This is a genomic window from Paenibacillus sp. FSL R5-0473, assembly GCF_038004565.1.
GTDB lineage: Bacteria > Bacillota > Bacilli > Paenibacillales > Paenibacillaceae > Paenibacillus > Paenibacillus amylolyticus.
The window spans coordinates 6,595,595-6,612,202 of sequence record NZ_JBBORL010000001.1; the positions used below are offsets into that span (position 1 = coordinate 6,595,595).

The 16,608-nt window shown below is 47.2% G+C and carries 13 protein-coding genes; all 13 read left to right on the forward strand.

The window, feature by feature from the left end:
* The first annotated feature begins 372 nt into the window (after positions 1 to 372).
* On the forward strand, positions 373 to 630 hold the full coding sequence (locus MKY28_RS28925; protein WP_017691941.1) for a DUF1146 family protein: 258 nt from the start codon (positions 373 to 375) through the stop codon (positions 628 to 630).
* Positions 631 to 1,152: 522 nt separating this feature from the next.
* Complete coding sequence (gene murA, locus MKY28_RS28930; protein ID WP_017691942.1) at positions 1,153 to 2,499, forward strand: UDP-N-acetylglucosamine 1-carboxyvinyltransferase; 1,347 nt, start codon at positions 1,153 to 1,155, stop codon at positions 2,497 to 2,499.
* A gap of 468 nt (positions 2,500 to 2,967) precedes the next feature.
* Positions 2,968 to 4,308: a stage II sporulation protein D gene (gene spoIID / locus MKY28_RS28935; RefSeq protein ID WP_340937692.1), complete on the forward strand. Its 1,341-nt coding sequence runs from the start codon at positions 2,968 to 2,970 to the stop codon at positions 4,306 to 4,308.
* 1,119 nt (positions 4,309 to 5,427) lie between these two features.
* The gene (locus tag MKY28_RS28940; protein ID WP_192134995.1) at positions 5,428 to 6,168 is read left to right on the forward strand and encodes a M23 family metallopeptidase; all 741 of its coding nucleotides are present in this window, start codon (positions 5,428 to 5,430) and stop codon (positions 6,166 to 6,168) included.
* Between the two features lie 170 nt (positions 6,169 to 6,338).
* Positions 6,339 to 6,626, forward strand: coding sequence for a sporulation transcriptional regulator SpoIIID (spoIIID, locus tag MKY28_RS28945; RefSeq protein WP_024632710.1), 288 nt, complete (start codon positions 6,339 to 6,341; stop codon positions 6,624 to 6,626).
* A 219-nt stretch (positions 6,627 to 6,845) separates the two neighbouring features.
* On the forward strand, positions 6,846 to 7,844 hold the full coding sequence (locus MKY28_RS28950; protein WP_036612542.1) for a rod shape-determining protein: 999 nt from the start codon (positions 6,846 to 6,848) through the stop codon (positions 7,842 to 7,844).
* Positions 7,845 to 7,946: 102 nt separating this feature from the next.
* Positions 7,947 to 8,831: a flagellar hook-basal body protein gene (locus MKY28_RS28955; protein WP_340018641.1), complete on the forward strand. Its 885-nt coding sequence runs from the start codon at positions 7,947 to 7,949 to the stop codon at positions 8,829 to 8,831.
* Positions 8,832 to 9,184: 353 nt separating this feature from the next.
* Positions 9,185 to 10,024, forward strand: a complete 840-nt coding sequence (locus tag MKY28_RS28960; RefSeq protein WP_076319216.1) for a flagellar hook-basal body protein — start codon at positions 9,185 to 9,187, stop codon at positions 10,022 to 10,024.
* A gap of 12 nt (positions 10,025 to 10,036) precedes the next feature.
* Positions 10,037 to 10,261, forward strand: coding sequence for a DNA-directed RNA polymerase subunit beta (locus MKY28_RS28965; protein ID WP_017691949.1), 225 nt, complete (start codon positions 10,037 to 10,039; stop codon positions 10,259 to 10,261).
* Positions 10,262 to 10,749: 488 nt separating this feature from the next.
* Entirely contained in the window at positions 10,750 to 11,181 is a 432-nt protein-coding gene (fabZ, locus tag MKY28_RS28970) for a 3-hydroxyacyl-ACP dehydratase FabZ (RefSeq protein ID WP_036613058.1), read from the forward strand.
* A gap of 111 nt (positions 11,182 to 11,292) precedes the next feature.
* Positions 11,293 to 13,014, forward strand: coding sequence for a phospho-sugar mutase (locus tag MKY28_RS28975; RefSeq protein ID WP_047840692.1), 1,722 nt, complete (start codon positions 11,293 to 11,295; stop codon positions 13,012 to 13,014).
* Between the two features lie 411 nt (positions 13,015 to 13,425).
* Complete coding sequence (locus MKY28_RS28980; RefSeq protein WP_017691953.1) at positions 13,426 to 15,447, forward strand: DUF5693 family protein; 2,022 nt, start codon at positions 13,426 to 13,428, stop codon at positions 15,445 to 15,447.
* Positions 15,423 to 16,604 carry a polysaccharide pyruvyl transferase CsaB gene (csaB, locus tag MKY28_RS28985; RefSeq protein ID WP_340937694.1) on the forward strand — a complete coding sequence of 394 codons (1,182 nt, stop codon included), beginning with the start codon at positions 15,423 to 15,425 and terminating at the stop codon, positions 16,602 to 16,604. The genes MKY28_RS28980 and csaB overlap by 25 nt, the downstream gene beginning before the upstream one ends.
* Positions 16,605 to 16,608 lie beyond the last annotated feature (4 nt).

Genomic DNA, 16,608 nt, shown 5'->3' on the forward strand with positions numbered 1-16,608 from the left:
ATTATTTCCGAGGAAATGACAGAATCGATATCGAAATAGCGCTCTTTTATGTCGTTTTAGTCACAAAATCCCGGCATTTTAAAATTAAAATATTTTAGAAGTGGAAATCAATGTAATTGACAATGTATGATGAAAGAGCCTATATTCCATAGAGTCAGCAGAAGCAGGAAGCTGCGTAGTAGATTCCATAGTCATGCACAGCCGCATTGTTGCTGCTCGGTGATTGGGCATCAGGAGATTCCTGCCTGGCAGGAGTAAATCTGACAGTACGCTCAGTATGTTGTGCTTAAGACATTCCAGTATACTAACAAGTTATGGGTGCCGGGCATATGATATGCTGATCGCTGCAACAAATGTGGAGGTAAAGAATATATGGATACTGATCTGACGAATCAGGTGAACCAAGCGTTAAGCACCAATGGCTTGGTCTCAATTATCGTCTCCCTGTTATGTATAGCGTTGTCTTGGTGGGCTTTGACAAATCTCAAACTGGATTTAATCATCAGGCAACCACGAGGTGCTCAGGGAAGACTGTTGCATTTGTTGCTCGCCATCATTTTGGGGCATGCCGTTGCTGGCTTTGTCATTGACTACTTGTCCTGGACTCAAATGTTGCGTAATTTGTTTTAATGTTGAGATGGTTGGTTAATCATCTGTTAGGTTCTTCAAGCTGCTCATTGTCGAATAACATCGATTAATTGTGTTAACAATTAGAGTATGAGTTGTCGGTAAAGAAATTAAGAAAAAAATGTGACGTAAAATTGGATGAATTTGAGATGTTTTATGTAAAAATGCTTGTATCGTACAATTCAACAATGTTATGATGGAAGTTAGGGAATTCACAATTGTTCACTTATTTTGTAGTTATAAACGGGATATCCGGTTCATGCCGGCTAATAACCATCCCACTCTGTCTGTTCTGATGCTCTGCTGGCTTGTAAGACACTGATTTTTACATGCTGAATAGCAAGATGCACGGCACATGGTATCATTGATATGGATTATAAAAACCAATTCTTTTCTGAACAGACATCTGTGGCAATATGCCAGAATATGTCGAAATTCCACACACAGCAACAGTCCTTTCTAGCATAGTGGGGCTTACGTATTCCGGAATGAAGAAAAGGGAATAAAAGCGCGGAGGGAACCATGATGAGCAAATTTATCGTCCGCGGTGGCAAAAGGTTGACCGGAAGTGTCAAAGTTAGCGGCGCTAAAAATTCTGTTCTTCCGATCATCGCTGCCTCTCTCTTAGGGGAAGAAGGACAAAGCGTTATTATTGACGCGCCTCCTCTAGACGATGTGATGACGATTAACAAGGTGTTGGAATCGCTGGGAGCGGGAGTTACATACCGGGACGAAGTGATTACCGTAAATGCGGAGAAACTTACTTCCTGTGAAGCCCCGTATGAATGGGTAAGTAAAATGCGGGCGTCTTTCCTGGTCATGGGGCCTTTGTTGACTCGTATGGGTCATACAAGAATCTCACTTCCTGGTGGATGTGCCATCGGTACACGGCCTATTGATCAGCATTTGAAAGGTTTTGAAGCCATGGGCGCAGAGATCAGCTTGGGCCAAGGTTATATCGAAGCTCGTAGCCAAGGTCGGTTGCGTGGCGCGAAAATTTATCTGGATGTGGCTTCCGTAGGTGCCACTCAAAATATTATGATGGCTGCAACATTGGCCGAAGGTGTAACTGTTCTGGAGAACGCGGCAAAAGAACCTGAGATTGTGGATCTTGCCAACTTCCTGAATGGAATGGGTGCCATCGTACGTGGTGCTGGTACTGGAGTGATCCGCATTGAAGGTGTGGAGAAACTGACAGGTGTTACACACACCGTTATTCCGGATCGGGTAGAAGCTGGTACGTATATGGCTGCTGCTGCAATTTCTGGTGGTGACGTGTACATTGAAGGTGCAATCTCTGATCATTTAGGCTCCGTTATCGCGAAGCTTGAAGAGATGGGTGTTACAATCCAACCGGATGAGAATGGCGTGCGTGTAATCGCAGATCGCCCTCTTAAGGCTGTGGATGTGAAAACATTACCATACCCAGGATTCCCGACAGATATGCAATCCCAGATGATGGCACTTTTGCTTGCATCTGAAGGAACAAGTGTCGTGACAGAGACTGTTTTTGAAAACCGATTCATGCATGTGGATGAATTCCAATTGATGAATGCGGAGATCAAAGTTGAAGGACGTTCGTCCATCGTCACAGGTAATGCCAAACTGAAGGGTGCCAAAGTAACGGCTACCGATCTGCGTGCGGGTGCCGCACTCATTATTGCAGGTCTTGTTGCTGAAGGTACAACGGAAGTGGGCGGTGTTCATCACATCGACCGTGGCTATGTACATCTCGCTGAGAAGCTTAACGGACTTGGCGCTGACATCTATCGGATTTCGGTTGATGAGCCTAAGCTGGAAGCAACCAAAGCACCTAGTGAAAAAGTGGAGAAAGAAGTACCGATGTTTAAGGTACAACCAACTTTGGCTTAACACTGGATTGAATAGAAAAAATATGGTCCCTCTATTATGAGTCACACGGTTGTGTGGATTATGAATGCGATGGAACGTATATTGTAAAAAATGATAAAGCTAAGCCATCTGGCTTGGCTTTTTTTGTGTTTACTTTTAAGAAGACAACGAGATATTTGATACCTGATTCTATTAATAGCTGGTCCTAACTTGTATAGCATAACATCGTATTCTGTATCGATTCTGAACCAAATGAAAGAGCATACTTTATATGGGTGTCGGATCCAGCTAAACACCGGTATACAGCGACAGATCAACGTTTCTAAGATGTACATAGCAAAAGAAAACAAGAAATTGAACAGAACGAAAAGGGCCTCGTTTCTCTCAAATCAGGTTCTATCAGATCAAGCCAGCTCATAACCTAAACTATGGATTTGAACAACACGACCGGCACATGACCGGCCATAGATAACGGAGGGTTATATTCGAATGAAAGAAGCTCGTGTACAGGTAAAGGTACCCCTTGTCCCTCGTCCAGGTATGCAAGAGCCGGAGGGAAATACCGTTTCTGGAGTGGAAAAAGACAAGCCTGCCCCGTTGAACCTGAGGACTGTTCCATCACAGCCTGCAAGATTATCCAATCCAGGACGGGTGTCGGCAGATGAACTGAACCGAAAGACAACCGAGCATATTCATATACCTGTTATTGAGCTGGACCAGTTCCGCCGAGTGAAGCGTCGCCGAATGCGGACATTTGGACGAAAACCCCGATGGGGACGTAATACGACGCGATGGCAACCTGCTGCCGCTGTATCTGCCTTATTGGCGATGGCGTTACTGATTCCGGTAATTCTGGTATGGCCGCGGACAAGCGAATCACCAAAGCCGATCCCTGCTCCAACAGATTCAAGCAGTACAAGAACCCCAGCTCCTGCGCCAGCCGTTCCTGTTACGTACCCTGAACCTAAAGTGCGCGTATACCTGTCTGCAACGGGCACAACGATGAATCTGCCATTGGAAGACTATGTTACCGGGGTTGTGGCAGCTGAGATGCCAGCGGAATTCAGACTGGAGGCGTTAAAGGCGCAGGCAATAGCTGCTCGTACATTTATCGTGCGTAGGTTAGCTGCGAGTGATACAAGCGGTGTTCCATCAGGTGCGGCGGATGTGACGGATACGGTCAACCATCAGGTGTTTATTCCGCCAGATCAGGTGAAAGCGGATTGGACGCGTCTAGGGAAGGCGAAGGAATGGGAGAAGCTGCAACAGGCTGTGCGCGAAAGTCGAGATACGGTGATGACATATCAGGGCAAGGCAATCACCGCATCCTTTTTTTCCACAAGTAATGGGTATACCGAGAATGCTGAGGATGTATGGGGGAACGCTGTGCCGTATCTGCAAAGTGTAGACAGTCCGTGGGACAAAAACCTGGCACCAGGATTCAAGCAGACCGTCACCATGAAGCGTAATGATATTCTGCAGAAGTTAAACTTGGATGCTATTCCGGTTACCGCCCAGAAGGGTGGATCGTGGATGGAAGTATTGTCTACAACCAAAGGACATCGGATTAAAGAAATGCAGATCGCAGGTGAAACATTCAGCGGACCCGAGGTTCGTAAACTGCTTGGATTAAGATCCAGCCAGTTCAGTTGGAAGACCACAGGTGACGAAATCCAGATTACAACGTACGGTTACGGTCATGGGGTTGGCATGAGCCAATGGGGAGCAAACGGCATGGCGCAGGAGGGACACACGGCCACCCAAATTCTCAAACACTACTATACCGGCATTTCATTCGGACAGGCATCCAAGATGCTTGCATCGAAGTAGGAGAGATGAACACGGATGGATAAAGCGAAATAATTCGAATGAGTAGGAGTATGTGCGAATGTATACAAATGTATGTGAATGAGAGCAGTTGCACGCTAACGAACCTGGGAGGCCTTATCAGGCGATATTACAACGAATGGAAATTTTAACGAATCTCAGACGCGTTATATCACGACATACCACCGAACTGATTCGATAATAGCGCCCAAAAGAGTGATTAGCGTGTCTACGGTTCGTTAGAATTTCTAAGCCACGATTTCCCCGCCATTAAGGCCGCCTGAGTTCGTTAGAATTATTTTAATATCCTAATCATTAGCAAAATTTAGGTTACTGCCGTTCACTACATGCTCATTCGCAATAAGCAAGCCGAACCAGAACCAGAACCAGAACCAGAACGTTGAAATCAAGTTTCCAAGCCCTAAGGTTAAAAAATTGATTTATGTTCCCTGTCTACCAAGCAACTTCTAACTATAATGTAACCATTCATGATCCAGTTTCTTTTAAATCAAGATGTTAGATGGAACATTCAGTATTGGCGCGCTTTGTCTATCTCTAATCTCACATCTCACTTTCAAAGAACCTGGGCGGTTTAAATCTGCAATATCCAGTCACACCCTATATCCTTTCTCTCACCGATAAATGCACTTCATAGAAGGATTGGCCTCTACAGGCAATCCGGACCAGTCTACCAACACCCATTCCGGAGCTTTCGAGATTCGGCTATATATGCGAAGAGTGCTAGCGTATGGAGAGCGCGGGGGACAGAAAAGACCTGTAGAAACAAAGTGTCCGCCTTTACTACCGGATTTCACCATTCCGGAGCTTTCGAGATTCGGCTATATATGAGGAGAGTGCTAGCGTATGGGGAGCGCAGGGGACAGAAAAGACCTGTAGAAGCGAAGCGGCCGCCTTTATCACCGGATTTTTCCATTGGGAGAAATAATCAGGAAATCCGGGGATAACAGCCGGTCGAAAGGTTTTCTGGCCCCGAAGCGGCGCACGCACTAACCACTCACCCTTCACATATATAGCACTCTCTGAAACCTCCGTGAAAATAATTAGAGTCGCGCGTGTATAAAAGAGTTGCACCCGGTAACACTTGTTACTGAGGTGATTAACATGAATGAACAAAACAAAAAAACAAACCAAGAAGAAACTCCTAAAACAACTCAAGGAGTACCGGCTAGTCAGCCCTCTTCATGGAAAAGAGCAATGTCCAAACGCTGGGTCTTCCCGGCAGCCTACATCGCAGCAGCAGGCATTATACTAACCTTAGTGTGGGTCTATCAGGGCACAGGCGACAAAACGCTAAACTCGGACCCTGCTAGCGGGGTAGTAGAAACAGGTGCATCGGCGGGTACAGAAGGAACAACAGTAGGCGGAGAAGAAGAAAGTGTGGAAGTTGTTGCAAAGTCGGAGAATTTTGTATGGCCGGTAGCGGTACCGTCCGAAATTTCGGTAGTAAAACCTTTCTATGATAGCGAAGCTTCAACCGAGGAACATGAAGCGGCAATGGTGCAGTACAATGATACATTCATCCCGAACACAGGTGTGGATCTGGCACGTGGGGATAACAAAACGTTTGAAGTAAAAGCAGCGCTTGCTGGTAAAGTTACCCGGGTTGAGCAAAATCCGCTCACAGGTCAAGTTGTGGAAATCACACATAGCGATAACCTGAAGACGGTGTACCAAAGCTTGGCAGACGTCAAAGTGAAACAGGACGACGAAGTGAAACAGGGAGATGCGATTGCATCCGCTGGCGTCAATGAATTGGGTAAAACGCTTGGCAACCATCTTCACTTTGAAGTGTACGAAGACGGACAGCCGGTTAACCCTCAAGGATATCTTCCGGAAAAATAAATGAATTTTACCGCAGCAACATGACGGGCAGGGGGTTAAACCTCTGCTCTTTTTGTGCTTTTCAGAAAATAATGGGACCTTCGAAGCTTGTCACACCTCTAAACCGCGAATATATAGGCATGCTCCTCATATAATGTACCAAACTATCCACACAGTAGGGAGGCGGGAGCGTGCACGATTACATCAAGGAACGGACCATCAAAATTGGTCGCTGCATTGTTGAGACGAGGAATACGGTCCGTACCATAGCCAAGGAATTCGGCGTGTCAAAGAGTACTGTGCATAAGGATCTGACGGAGCGTCTGCCGGAAATCAACCCTGATCTTGCTGACCAGGTGAAACACATTTTGGAGTATCACAAGTCGATCCGCCATTTGCGGGGCGGGGAAGCGACCAAAATTAAATACAAAAAAACGAGTGGCAAGAAACGTGAGGTGTTGGCTTCCGCCAAATCGTAAGCATCTTCACAAAGACGTAGGGCAAAAAGCTCACACATGCATTGAATCCCTCCCCTGAAGTATGATATGTTAAAAGCTGGTACAGGATCGAATTATGACATCTTATCAGCCCGATTTTTACATATATATGTTGCACTTTGTCGAACGAGCGGTGACGTGATAAGGGACTCTTTTTCACAGGATACGCTGACCAAATAATATCACTTTGGGGGCTCTTTTATGTTTAGCAAGGATATCGGTATTGATCTTGGCACGGCGAACGTGCTTATTCACGTGAAAGGAAGTGGGGTTGTCCTCGATGAACCTTCCGTCGTGACCATTGAAAGAGATACGAAGCGTGTCCTTGCTGTTGGGGAAGAAGCGCGTCGTATGGTGGGGCGTACTCCAGGTAACATTGTTGCAATTAGACCGCTGCGTGACGGCGTTATTGCGGACTTCGAGATTACAGAAGCGATGCTCAGACATTTCATTAATCGTGTGGGTGCAAGAAGCTGGTACAGCCACCCTCGAATTCTGATCTGTGCACCCACGAACATTACTTCCGTGGAGCAGAAGGCCATCCGTGAGGCGGCAGAACGCAGTGGTGCCAAAGAAGTGTTTCTGGAAGAAGAGCCGAAAGCGGCAGCGATCGGTGCGGGAATGGATATTTTTCAGCCGAGCGGCAATATGGTCGTGGATATCGGCGGCGGTACGACTGACGTTGCAGTCCTTTCTATGGGCGACGTGGTCACCGCCTCTTCTATTAAAGTCGCAGGGGACAAGTTCGACGAAGCCATTATCAAGTTTATCAAAGCCAAGTACAAGCTCATGATCGGTGAACGGACCGCTGAAGATATCAAAATTGCGATTGGTACCGTACATCCGGGTGGACATCAAACAGAGATGGACATTCGCGGACGCGATATGGTATCCGGCCTTCCTGTTACCGTAACGATATCGGGAAATGAAGTACAGGAAGCACTTTGGGATTCCGTGCAATCCATCATCGTGGCAGCCAAATCGGTATTGGAACGTACACCGCCTGAATTGTCAGCGGACATTATCGACCGTGGTGTTGTATTGACTGGTGGAGGTGCATTGCTGAACGGACTGGACGAGCTTTTGTCCAATGAATTGCATGTACCGGTATGGGTGGCGGAAGATCCAATGCACTGTGTCGTGAAGGGGACAGGCATAATGCTTAATAATTTGGATCAGGTGGTTAAGAAAAAGTTCTAATCTGCCGATATAAATAGCAAAGGTTCGCCATGCTCGGAAAGCAGAACGGACAAGCAGCCAACCTGTGATGCAGGTCAAGCGCTTGAGGAGAGGGGTTAATTCATGTTAAGAGGTCTGTACACCGCTACTGCGGGAATGATTACGCAACAACGCCGCCATGACACAGCAACACAGAATATCGTAAATATGAACACCACGGGATACAAACAGGTGAACAGCGTAAGCCGTTCCTTCCCGGAAATGCTCATTACTTTGGTAGGCGGAGATGCAAATCTTCCAACAAAGCGGCTGGGCAAGCTGAACACGGGGGTGTTCGCGGAAGAGAGTTTGTCCATGAATTTGCAGGGGACCATTATGGAGACTGGGCAGAAAAATGATTTTTCCATTTCATCCAATATGACGGTCAATGATCCGCAGACTGGACAACCTGTCCCGTTTGACGCATCAGGCAAGTTTGTACGGGCCGATGGCACGGTGACTTACCAGCCTCAGGCGTATTTTACAGTTCAGGATGCAGAAGGTAACACCGGATATACACGCGATGGTCACTTCGAGATCACTGGAACGGGACAATTGCTGAGTTCAACAGGTTCACAAGTGTTGGATAATAATGGACAACCTGTAGTGTTGACAGGTTCTGTGGAGCAATTTAAAGTGGATGAGCAAGGCCGTTTGGTAGATGCAGCAACGGGTACACCAACAGGGGTTACTCTTGGCATTAGTGTCATTGACCAGCCGAATCAACTGGTTCGTCAAGGTAATGGCAATTTCAGTCTCAGCGATGCAAACGGGGCAACGTCCCGGATGATGGCTGCTGGTGATAATGTGCAGATCCGTCAGGGATACCTGGAAGGTTCCAATGTGGATGCCTCACAGGCAACGGTTGATATGAACGCTGCATACCGTGCGTATGAAGCAAACCAGAAGATCGTACAATTCTACGACCGCAGTCTGGATAAAGCCGTCAATGAAGTCGGGCGTGTATAACGCCGACGTTTAAATATAACCGCGCAGCGGAGAGCCTATGCGAGGAATGCGTAGCAGTACCTGAGCGAAGCGACGGTCACGACAGCCCTTTGCGGAGCAAAGCAGGGAAGAGACCCCGCGGAGCTACACGCCGCATAAAGAGCGTGCCGTGCTATGATTCAGCCATGTGAAACGATGGCGGGAATCATAGTCGGGCAGTCGCGGCGCACATACACCACCGCCACTTAGCAAGATCGTACCCCACTTACCTAATCCGCCTGTTTCGGGAGTCCAGAGGGCAGCGCCATCTGGGGCCCTCCCTACTAGGGAGGGTTTGGGAGGGTGGACAGGACACAAGGGAGGGTATACCACCAATGAATAATTCCATGATTAGTGCCAAGGTTTCCATGACTGCCATACAGCAGCGTCTGGATGTCATTTCCGATAATATTGCCAACGTGAATACGGCAGGCTATAAGAGCAAGCAGGCGGCATTCGAGGATGTGCTGACCCGGGTTCAACAACAACCGGACAAGTACAAACTGGATGGGCGTTCCACACCGATGGGATATAACCTCGGTTTTGGTGCTCGTTTGGCAGATGTAACGAAGGATATGTCTCAAGGCCCCTTGAACGAGACTGGTCTTCCGACCGATCTGGCCATTGAAGGAAATGCGATGTTTGCAGTTGAAGCGAATGGGGAGAAAATGTGGACACGTCAGGGTGCATTTCATTTTGTACCTGATACAAGACCTAAGCCTACTCCGAATTCACCTGATATGATGGTGATGGTCAATGGCGAAGGCCACTTTGCCCTGGATCGTCAAGGCAATCGTATTACGGCACCGAATAATAGCAAAGTTGCTTTTGATGAAAATGGCAACCTGTTAATCCGACGCGGTAATGCGGCAAACGCAACCATTGGAGCACAGCTGCAAGTGGTAGACATTGAACGTCCTGAGGGGCTGGTGCAGTTTGCGGATAACCTGTTTGGTCTGGATGCGGGATTAACCGAAGATGATGTATTTGGCGCTAATGCAGCTACACGTCAAGCAGCGGCCTTGATCCGACCAGGATTTCTGGAGCAATCCAACGTTGATCTGACACAGGAGATGTCTTTGCTTATGCAAGGACAGCGGACATATCAGCTGGCGGCAAAGGCGCTAACTTCAAGTGATTCCATGTTGGGTCTTGCCAACAATATGAGAGCGTAAAAGGTGAATGTGATGACAGAAACACAGCAGCAGAACAGTAAGCCGGAGAAAAAGGAAGTCAAGAAGAAGAAGAGTGGATGGCGCATCGCAAGATGGTTCCTGGTTCCGGTCCTGCTTGTTCTTGCCCTCGCTGGCGGAATGGTAGCTGGATATGTGGTACTGGGCAAACAGGATATCGGTTCCGTATGGCAATGGAGTACATGGGAACATGTATATAATCTGGTATTCGCTCCATAATGTAACGAGTTAAGCGAAAACTCCTGCGCAGGCAGGAGTTTTCTTTTTGACGTTGAAAACAGTATAATGATGGATGACGTTTGACGTCACAAAAGAGGCCTCCCCTGCGAAAGACATTCGTCATCGCGAAGAGAGACCCCTTATCTTAACCTTCACTACTGCAGTCATGAAGGATATAACTAGTGTTAACCGAAAATATGCTTTCCATACAAAATTTAAAAATTAAAAACCTTTTATATGAGCTTCGACTTGATCATAATCAGGTTTTCCATGTCCGCACTAAAGTCAGTGAAGGGAACGGAATCGTTCGAAAGAAGCGAAGCGCTCGCCTTTGTTTCCTGATGTTATCCATCTGAAAAATAGTTCAGAAACATTAGGAAACAACAGCGATCGAAAGAACGATCCGTAACCGTAACGGTCACCTATGCGCACATGAAAAATCCATGATGAAGAACGCTCATATAAACATCCTGAGAGGAGATTACACTGTGCTCGATATCAAACAGATTCAAGAAATTATCCCGCATCGTCCGCCGTTCCTGTTGGTGGACAAGATTCTAGAGATTGAGGATGGCAAACGTGCCGTTGGTTTGAAAAACGTAACCATTAACGAACCTTTCTTCATTGGTCATTTCCCAGAGTATCCGGTAATGCCGGGTGTACTGATTACAGAAGCGCTGGCGCAAGTTGGTGCAGTAGCCATTCTGAATCTGGAAGGCAACAAAGGAAAAATCGGCTTTTTGGCGGGACTGGACAACTTCCGATTCCGTGGACAAGTTGTGCCCGGAGATACGTTGATTCTGGAAGTGGAGATTACACGTCTGAAAGGTTCTATTGGTAAAGGTAAAGCAACTGCCCGAGTCAACGACAAAGTGGTCGCTGAAGGCGAGATCATGTTTGCACTGTCTGACCCAAGCTGATTACATATGTGAGCATTGACATCATGCAGGAACGTAGACGGACCGAATGATGCAAGATGCTGAAGTAACTCAGCAAACCTGAATTTATATAGACGGAAGGGGTTTATCGGAATGGAACAGTTAAGCACAGCAGCAGCAGAGACGTTGCAGCAATGGTTGGAGGATGCTTCGATTGATGAAGCAACGAAACAGGAGCTTCGTGACTTGCAGGATCAGCCGAAAGAGCTGGAGGAACGTTTTTACAGAAACCTGGAGTTTGGTACAGGGGGATTACGCGGGGTCATTGGTGCGGGAAGCAACCGGATGAACCGCTACACCGTAGGTCGGGCAACGCAAGGATTTGCGCGTTATTTGCTTGAGCAGCATGGTGACCAAGAAGGCAAACCTTCTGTTGTCATTGCTCATGATTCCCGTCATTTCTCACCTGAATTCACACTGGATGCTGCGCTTGTACTGGCTGGAAACGGCATTGTAGCCAAGCTGTTCCCATCCTTGCGTTCAACTCCTGAGCTGTCATTCGCAGTGCGTCACCAGAAGGCAACTGGAGGGATCGTTGTAACAGCGAGCCATAACCCACCGGAATATAATGGATATAAAGTCTACAATCATGAGGGCGGTCAATTGGTACCGGATGAAGCGGAAAAAGTCATTCAGTACATCCAGGAAGTGCCTTCCCTTGCTGACGTGAAGAAACTGACGCAAGAAGAAGCAGAAGCTCAAGGACTCCTGATCTGGTTGGGTGAAGACCAAGACCAAGCGTTTGTGGATACCGTAGCGAGCCGTAGTCTGAGCCGTGAACTGATCCAATCCGGCATAGGCCGTGATTTCAAAATCGTTTACACACCGCTTCACGGAACAGGTAACATTCCTGTACGTCGCGTGCTGGAGCAGATCGGATTCGAGCAAGTGCACATTGTAGCTGAACAAGAACAGCCGGATGCTGAGTTCTCTACCGTGAAATCCCCTAACCCGGAAGAACGCGAAGCGTTTACGCTTGCAATGAAGCTGGGAGAATCCGTAGGCGCTGACATTCTGATCGGAACAGATCCGGATGCAGACCGTATGGGTGCTGTCGTGAAAGACAATGATGGCAAATATTTCGTCTTGTCCGGTAACCAGTCCGGTGCCATTATGGTACATTACCTGCTCAGTCGCCTGCAAGAGACAGGTACACTGCCAAGCAATGGTGCGGTTGTCAAAACAATCGTAACAAGTGAGATGGGTGCTGTTATTGCTGAACATTACGGTGCAGAAGTGATGAACACACTGACGGGCTTCAAATATATTGGTGAAAAAATGAACCAGTTCGAAGCAACAGGCAGTCATACATTTTTGTTCGGATATGAAGAGAGTTATGGCTACCTTTCCGGTAACTATGCCCGTGACAAGGATGCTGTCCTTGCCTCGATGCTGATTGCTGAAGCAGCTGCGTATTATAAGAGCCAAGGCAAGACGTTGTATGATGTCTTGCAAGAGCTGTACAACCAATTCGGATATTTCCTGGAGAAGCTGGAGTCCCGTACGCTGAAAGGCAAAGACGGCGTGGCTCAGATTCAAGCCAAAATGACGGACTGGCGTTCCAATCCGCCACAAGAAGTAGCGGGAATTGCTGTACAAGATGTACTGGACTACTCCCTTGGTCTGGACGGTCTTCCGAAGGCGGACGTACTGAAGTTCATTTTGGCAGACGGTTCATGGTTCTGCTTGCGCCCTTCAGGAACAGAACCGAAGATCAAAGTATACTTCGCCGTGCGTGGAGAGAATTTGGAAGATGCGGAAAGCTGGATCGAGCGTCTGGTGACTACAGTGATGTCGCGTGTAGACGCACAATAATACGAATGCAACAATGAGCAAGAACATGAGAAGGCCTCTCCGCACCGTAAGGTTGGTTGGCGGAGGGGTTTTTCTTTGAAATAAAATTACAGATGGATCTATATAAATTGAACTGAACATTTACACGAGAACGTAGAGGGCAGAAATAACCTGAAGAAGTGAAACGTTCGCCTTTATCACCAGATTTTCACCTTTATTAAAAGTGAATCTAAAAAATCGGGGGATAACAGCGATCGGAAGGTTGTTCTGCCATCGAAGTGGCGAGTGTAAATAATGCTTTAGTTCAATCTATATAGCATATAAGAGGGCTTGTTGACACAAGCTGTTTGTAACCTATTGTATAAATGTTAAATGAACGAATTACTTGAGCTGAACGTGCATTTGGTTCCAACACTTGAGGAGGTACATGTAGTGCGTCAAAAATGGCTTTATTGGAATAACGCTTCTCGGAAGTGGTTGTGGCTCGTCGTTATTATCGGTCTGGTCGCGTCCATCCCTGTAATCAGTGATCGGGTGCAGACAGAATCTTCTGCCAAAAAGGTGGAGCTTGTCTTTAACTATCGAGGACTGCTGGATATCTCAGCGTATCAGGCACATCCGCAAGATTTCATGAATGAACAATTGACTCGTCTAAAAGACGCAGGCGTAACAACGATGGCTGTGTTCGAAAGTACATTGGACGAGCTGAGAAAGACACGCCGACTAATGGTATATAACGGCCAGGATCTCGCAAACCTGACCAAAGATGTGATCCCTTCTAATGCAAATTACACGTATGTGTTATTTACATCGGAGGAAAACGCACAGACGTATACCCCTATTATTGAACAAACGTTCGCTGATCGGCAGATTCCGGTAGTACCATGGGAATATGAAGGTCGTAGCGGCTTAATATTGCAGACTCCTCCGGAGAATGCCAACATGCAGCCTTTGCAGCCCGATCCGGTTGCCGTGAAGATGCTGCGTGATAAAGGTTTCTACATTTTGCCGCGGATCTCGGACAGTGTGCCATACAGCCAGGAATCGATGGAGCGCTTGCTTACCTTCTTCGAAGAGAATGGCGTAAAGCGCATCTTGTTTGATGGTGATGCTGTGAAAGGGTACAATGATAATGCAGACATGAAAAGTCTCGACCAATTTGCACAGTTGCTGAACAAGCACAATATTGGTCTTGCAGCCATTGAGAACTTGAAGAAACCGCAGTCTGGATTCCAGACCCTTGCATATAAAACGGATTACAACGTTACGCGTCTGTACTCGCTTAGTGATGGAGATGCCAATCTGGACGTAGACACGATTGCTGACCGTTTTGTTCTCGCAACCAAGGATCGTAACATTCGTATGCTCTATATGAATGCATCGCCAAGCCGGAATACAGCAAAGGCTATGATTACAGATCCAATTGAGAATCTGATCAATAGTCTGGGCGAGCCGGGTCATGCGGTAGAACGCATGGCGAAGCATGGATTCGAGCTAGGACAAGCTGAAGCATTTACAGTTAAGGATTCTTCGATTCAGCGTTATGCCAAACTGGTTGCTCTTGTTGGTGCAATTGCTATGATTGCACTTATGGTTTCTTATTTTATCCCATTACTGACCTTGATCGCATTTGTGGTCGCTTTGGTGGGCAGTGCAGGATTGTTCCTCTTGAAACCAACGCTGCTGGAGCAAGGAATCGCCTTGCTTGTGGCAATCGCCGCGCCGACCATAGCGATGGTGCTGGCCGTTCGTACAGTGAACTATCAGCAACAGCGTCAACCTGACGCATCTGCGGGTCGTCGTTTGAAACAGACATTAGTTTTATATGTAAGAACTTCGATTCTGTCATTCCTGGCGGTACCTTTTGTCATCGCATTGCTCAACAGTATTACGTACAGTCTGGTCATTAACCAGTTCCGCGGCGTGAGTCTGTTGCACTTTGCACCTATGGCACTGGTAGCGATCTATATTGTGTTTTATCGTGGTTCAGGTTCGTTCTCTATTAAGAAAATTAAAGAAATGCTTCGTATGCCAATTAATGTTTTGATGGTTGTTTTGGCACTTGTTGCTGCCGTTGTTGGATACTATTACTTGAGCCGTACAGGCAACTCGGGTTCAGTAACACCATTGGAGATGTTCCTTCGTACCACGTTGGAAGATACGTTCGGTGTACGTCCGAGATTCAAAGAATTTATGCTGGGACACCCGCTATTTATCGTTGGCGTGTTCGCCGCTTTAAAATATCGTAAAGTCATCTTTGTGCTCATTATTGCAGCGATTGGACAGTTGTCCATGGTGGATACGTTCGCGCATATCCATACGCCGGCTGTATTGTCACTCATTCGTGGAGTGATGGGATTGGGACTTGGCTTAATCTTCGGTATCATTGCTGTGGGTGTGTGGCAAGTAGCGGAAGGATGTTGGAAAAAATGGTCACCACTTCTCAAAAGTTAGTCATCTCGGGGTATTACGGATTCCGCAATAGCGGAGACGAAGCGGTGCTAAAGTCGATTTTGACAGCGCTGGAAGAGGAAAGCCAAAGGTCGAACATAACCATTGAACCGATTGTTCTCTCGGGTGATCCCGAGTCGACATCCGCCATGTACGGTGTGCGCTCCGTGCATCGTATGAAATTGAAGGAAGTCCGTGAAGCACTCAAGGAGAGCGACGGGTTAATCAGTGGCGGAGGAAGTCTACTGCAGGATGCAACTGGACTGAAATCCATTCCTTATTATCTGGGTGTAATCAAGCTGGCCCAGTGGCTGAAAAAACCAACGTTTATCTATGCACAGGGGATTGGCCCTGTGAATCGTAAAATTTTTAATCCTATGATCAAATCGGTCTTTAAGGCCTGCACCTATGTATCCGTTCGGGATGAACAATCTGCAGACTACCTGCGTGGGCTCGGATTACAGTGGAATCAGATCCATGTTGTACCTGACCCCGTAATGGGTTTGCCATTACCTGAAACAAAAGTTGAGAGGGGCGCAGGTGCTGTCTCAGCAAATGCTGCTACTCAAGCTAATCGAGTGGAACCTTCAACTGGAGGACATACCAAGCTTCCTGTGATCGGCGTATCGGTACGTTTCTGGGAGTCAGACCGGAAGGAACTTACGGCTATTGCCGCCGGATTAAAAAAGCTGTGCTCCAAAAGAGCGGTGCACTTGCGTTTTCTGCCATTTCATTTGCCAGTGGATGAACAGGCATCACGTTTCCTTATGGAAATGCTCGGTGATGTGACCAGCAAAGGCAGCAAGATTAGCATCACAGAAGATCTGACCGACCCTCAGCTTATGCTGGAGGAAGTCAGCAAGTGTGATCTCGTCATCGGTATGCGTCTGCACAGTCTGATCTATGCAGCTTCGCAATATGTGCCTCCGGTGGGTATCTCGTATGATCCGAAAATTGATCAATTCCTGCTTCGTCTGGACAGTGAACCAGCAGGAAATACGGATACACTCGATGGAGATAAACTCGCCAAGACGGTCGTTGGACTGCTGGATCAACGTTCACAGTGGTTGAAGGAACATGAAGAAGGCATCACCCAACTGAAGCAGGAAGCCAGAGTGCCTGCACAGCAGATTATTAACTATTTAGGCCGCAAAGGATGAGATA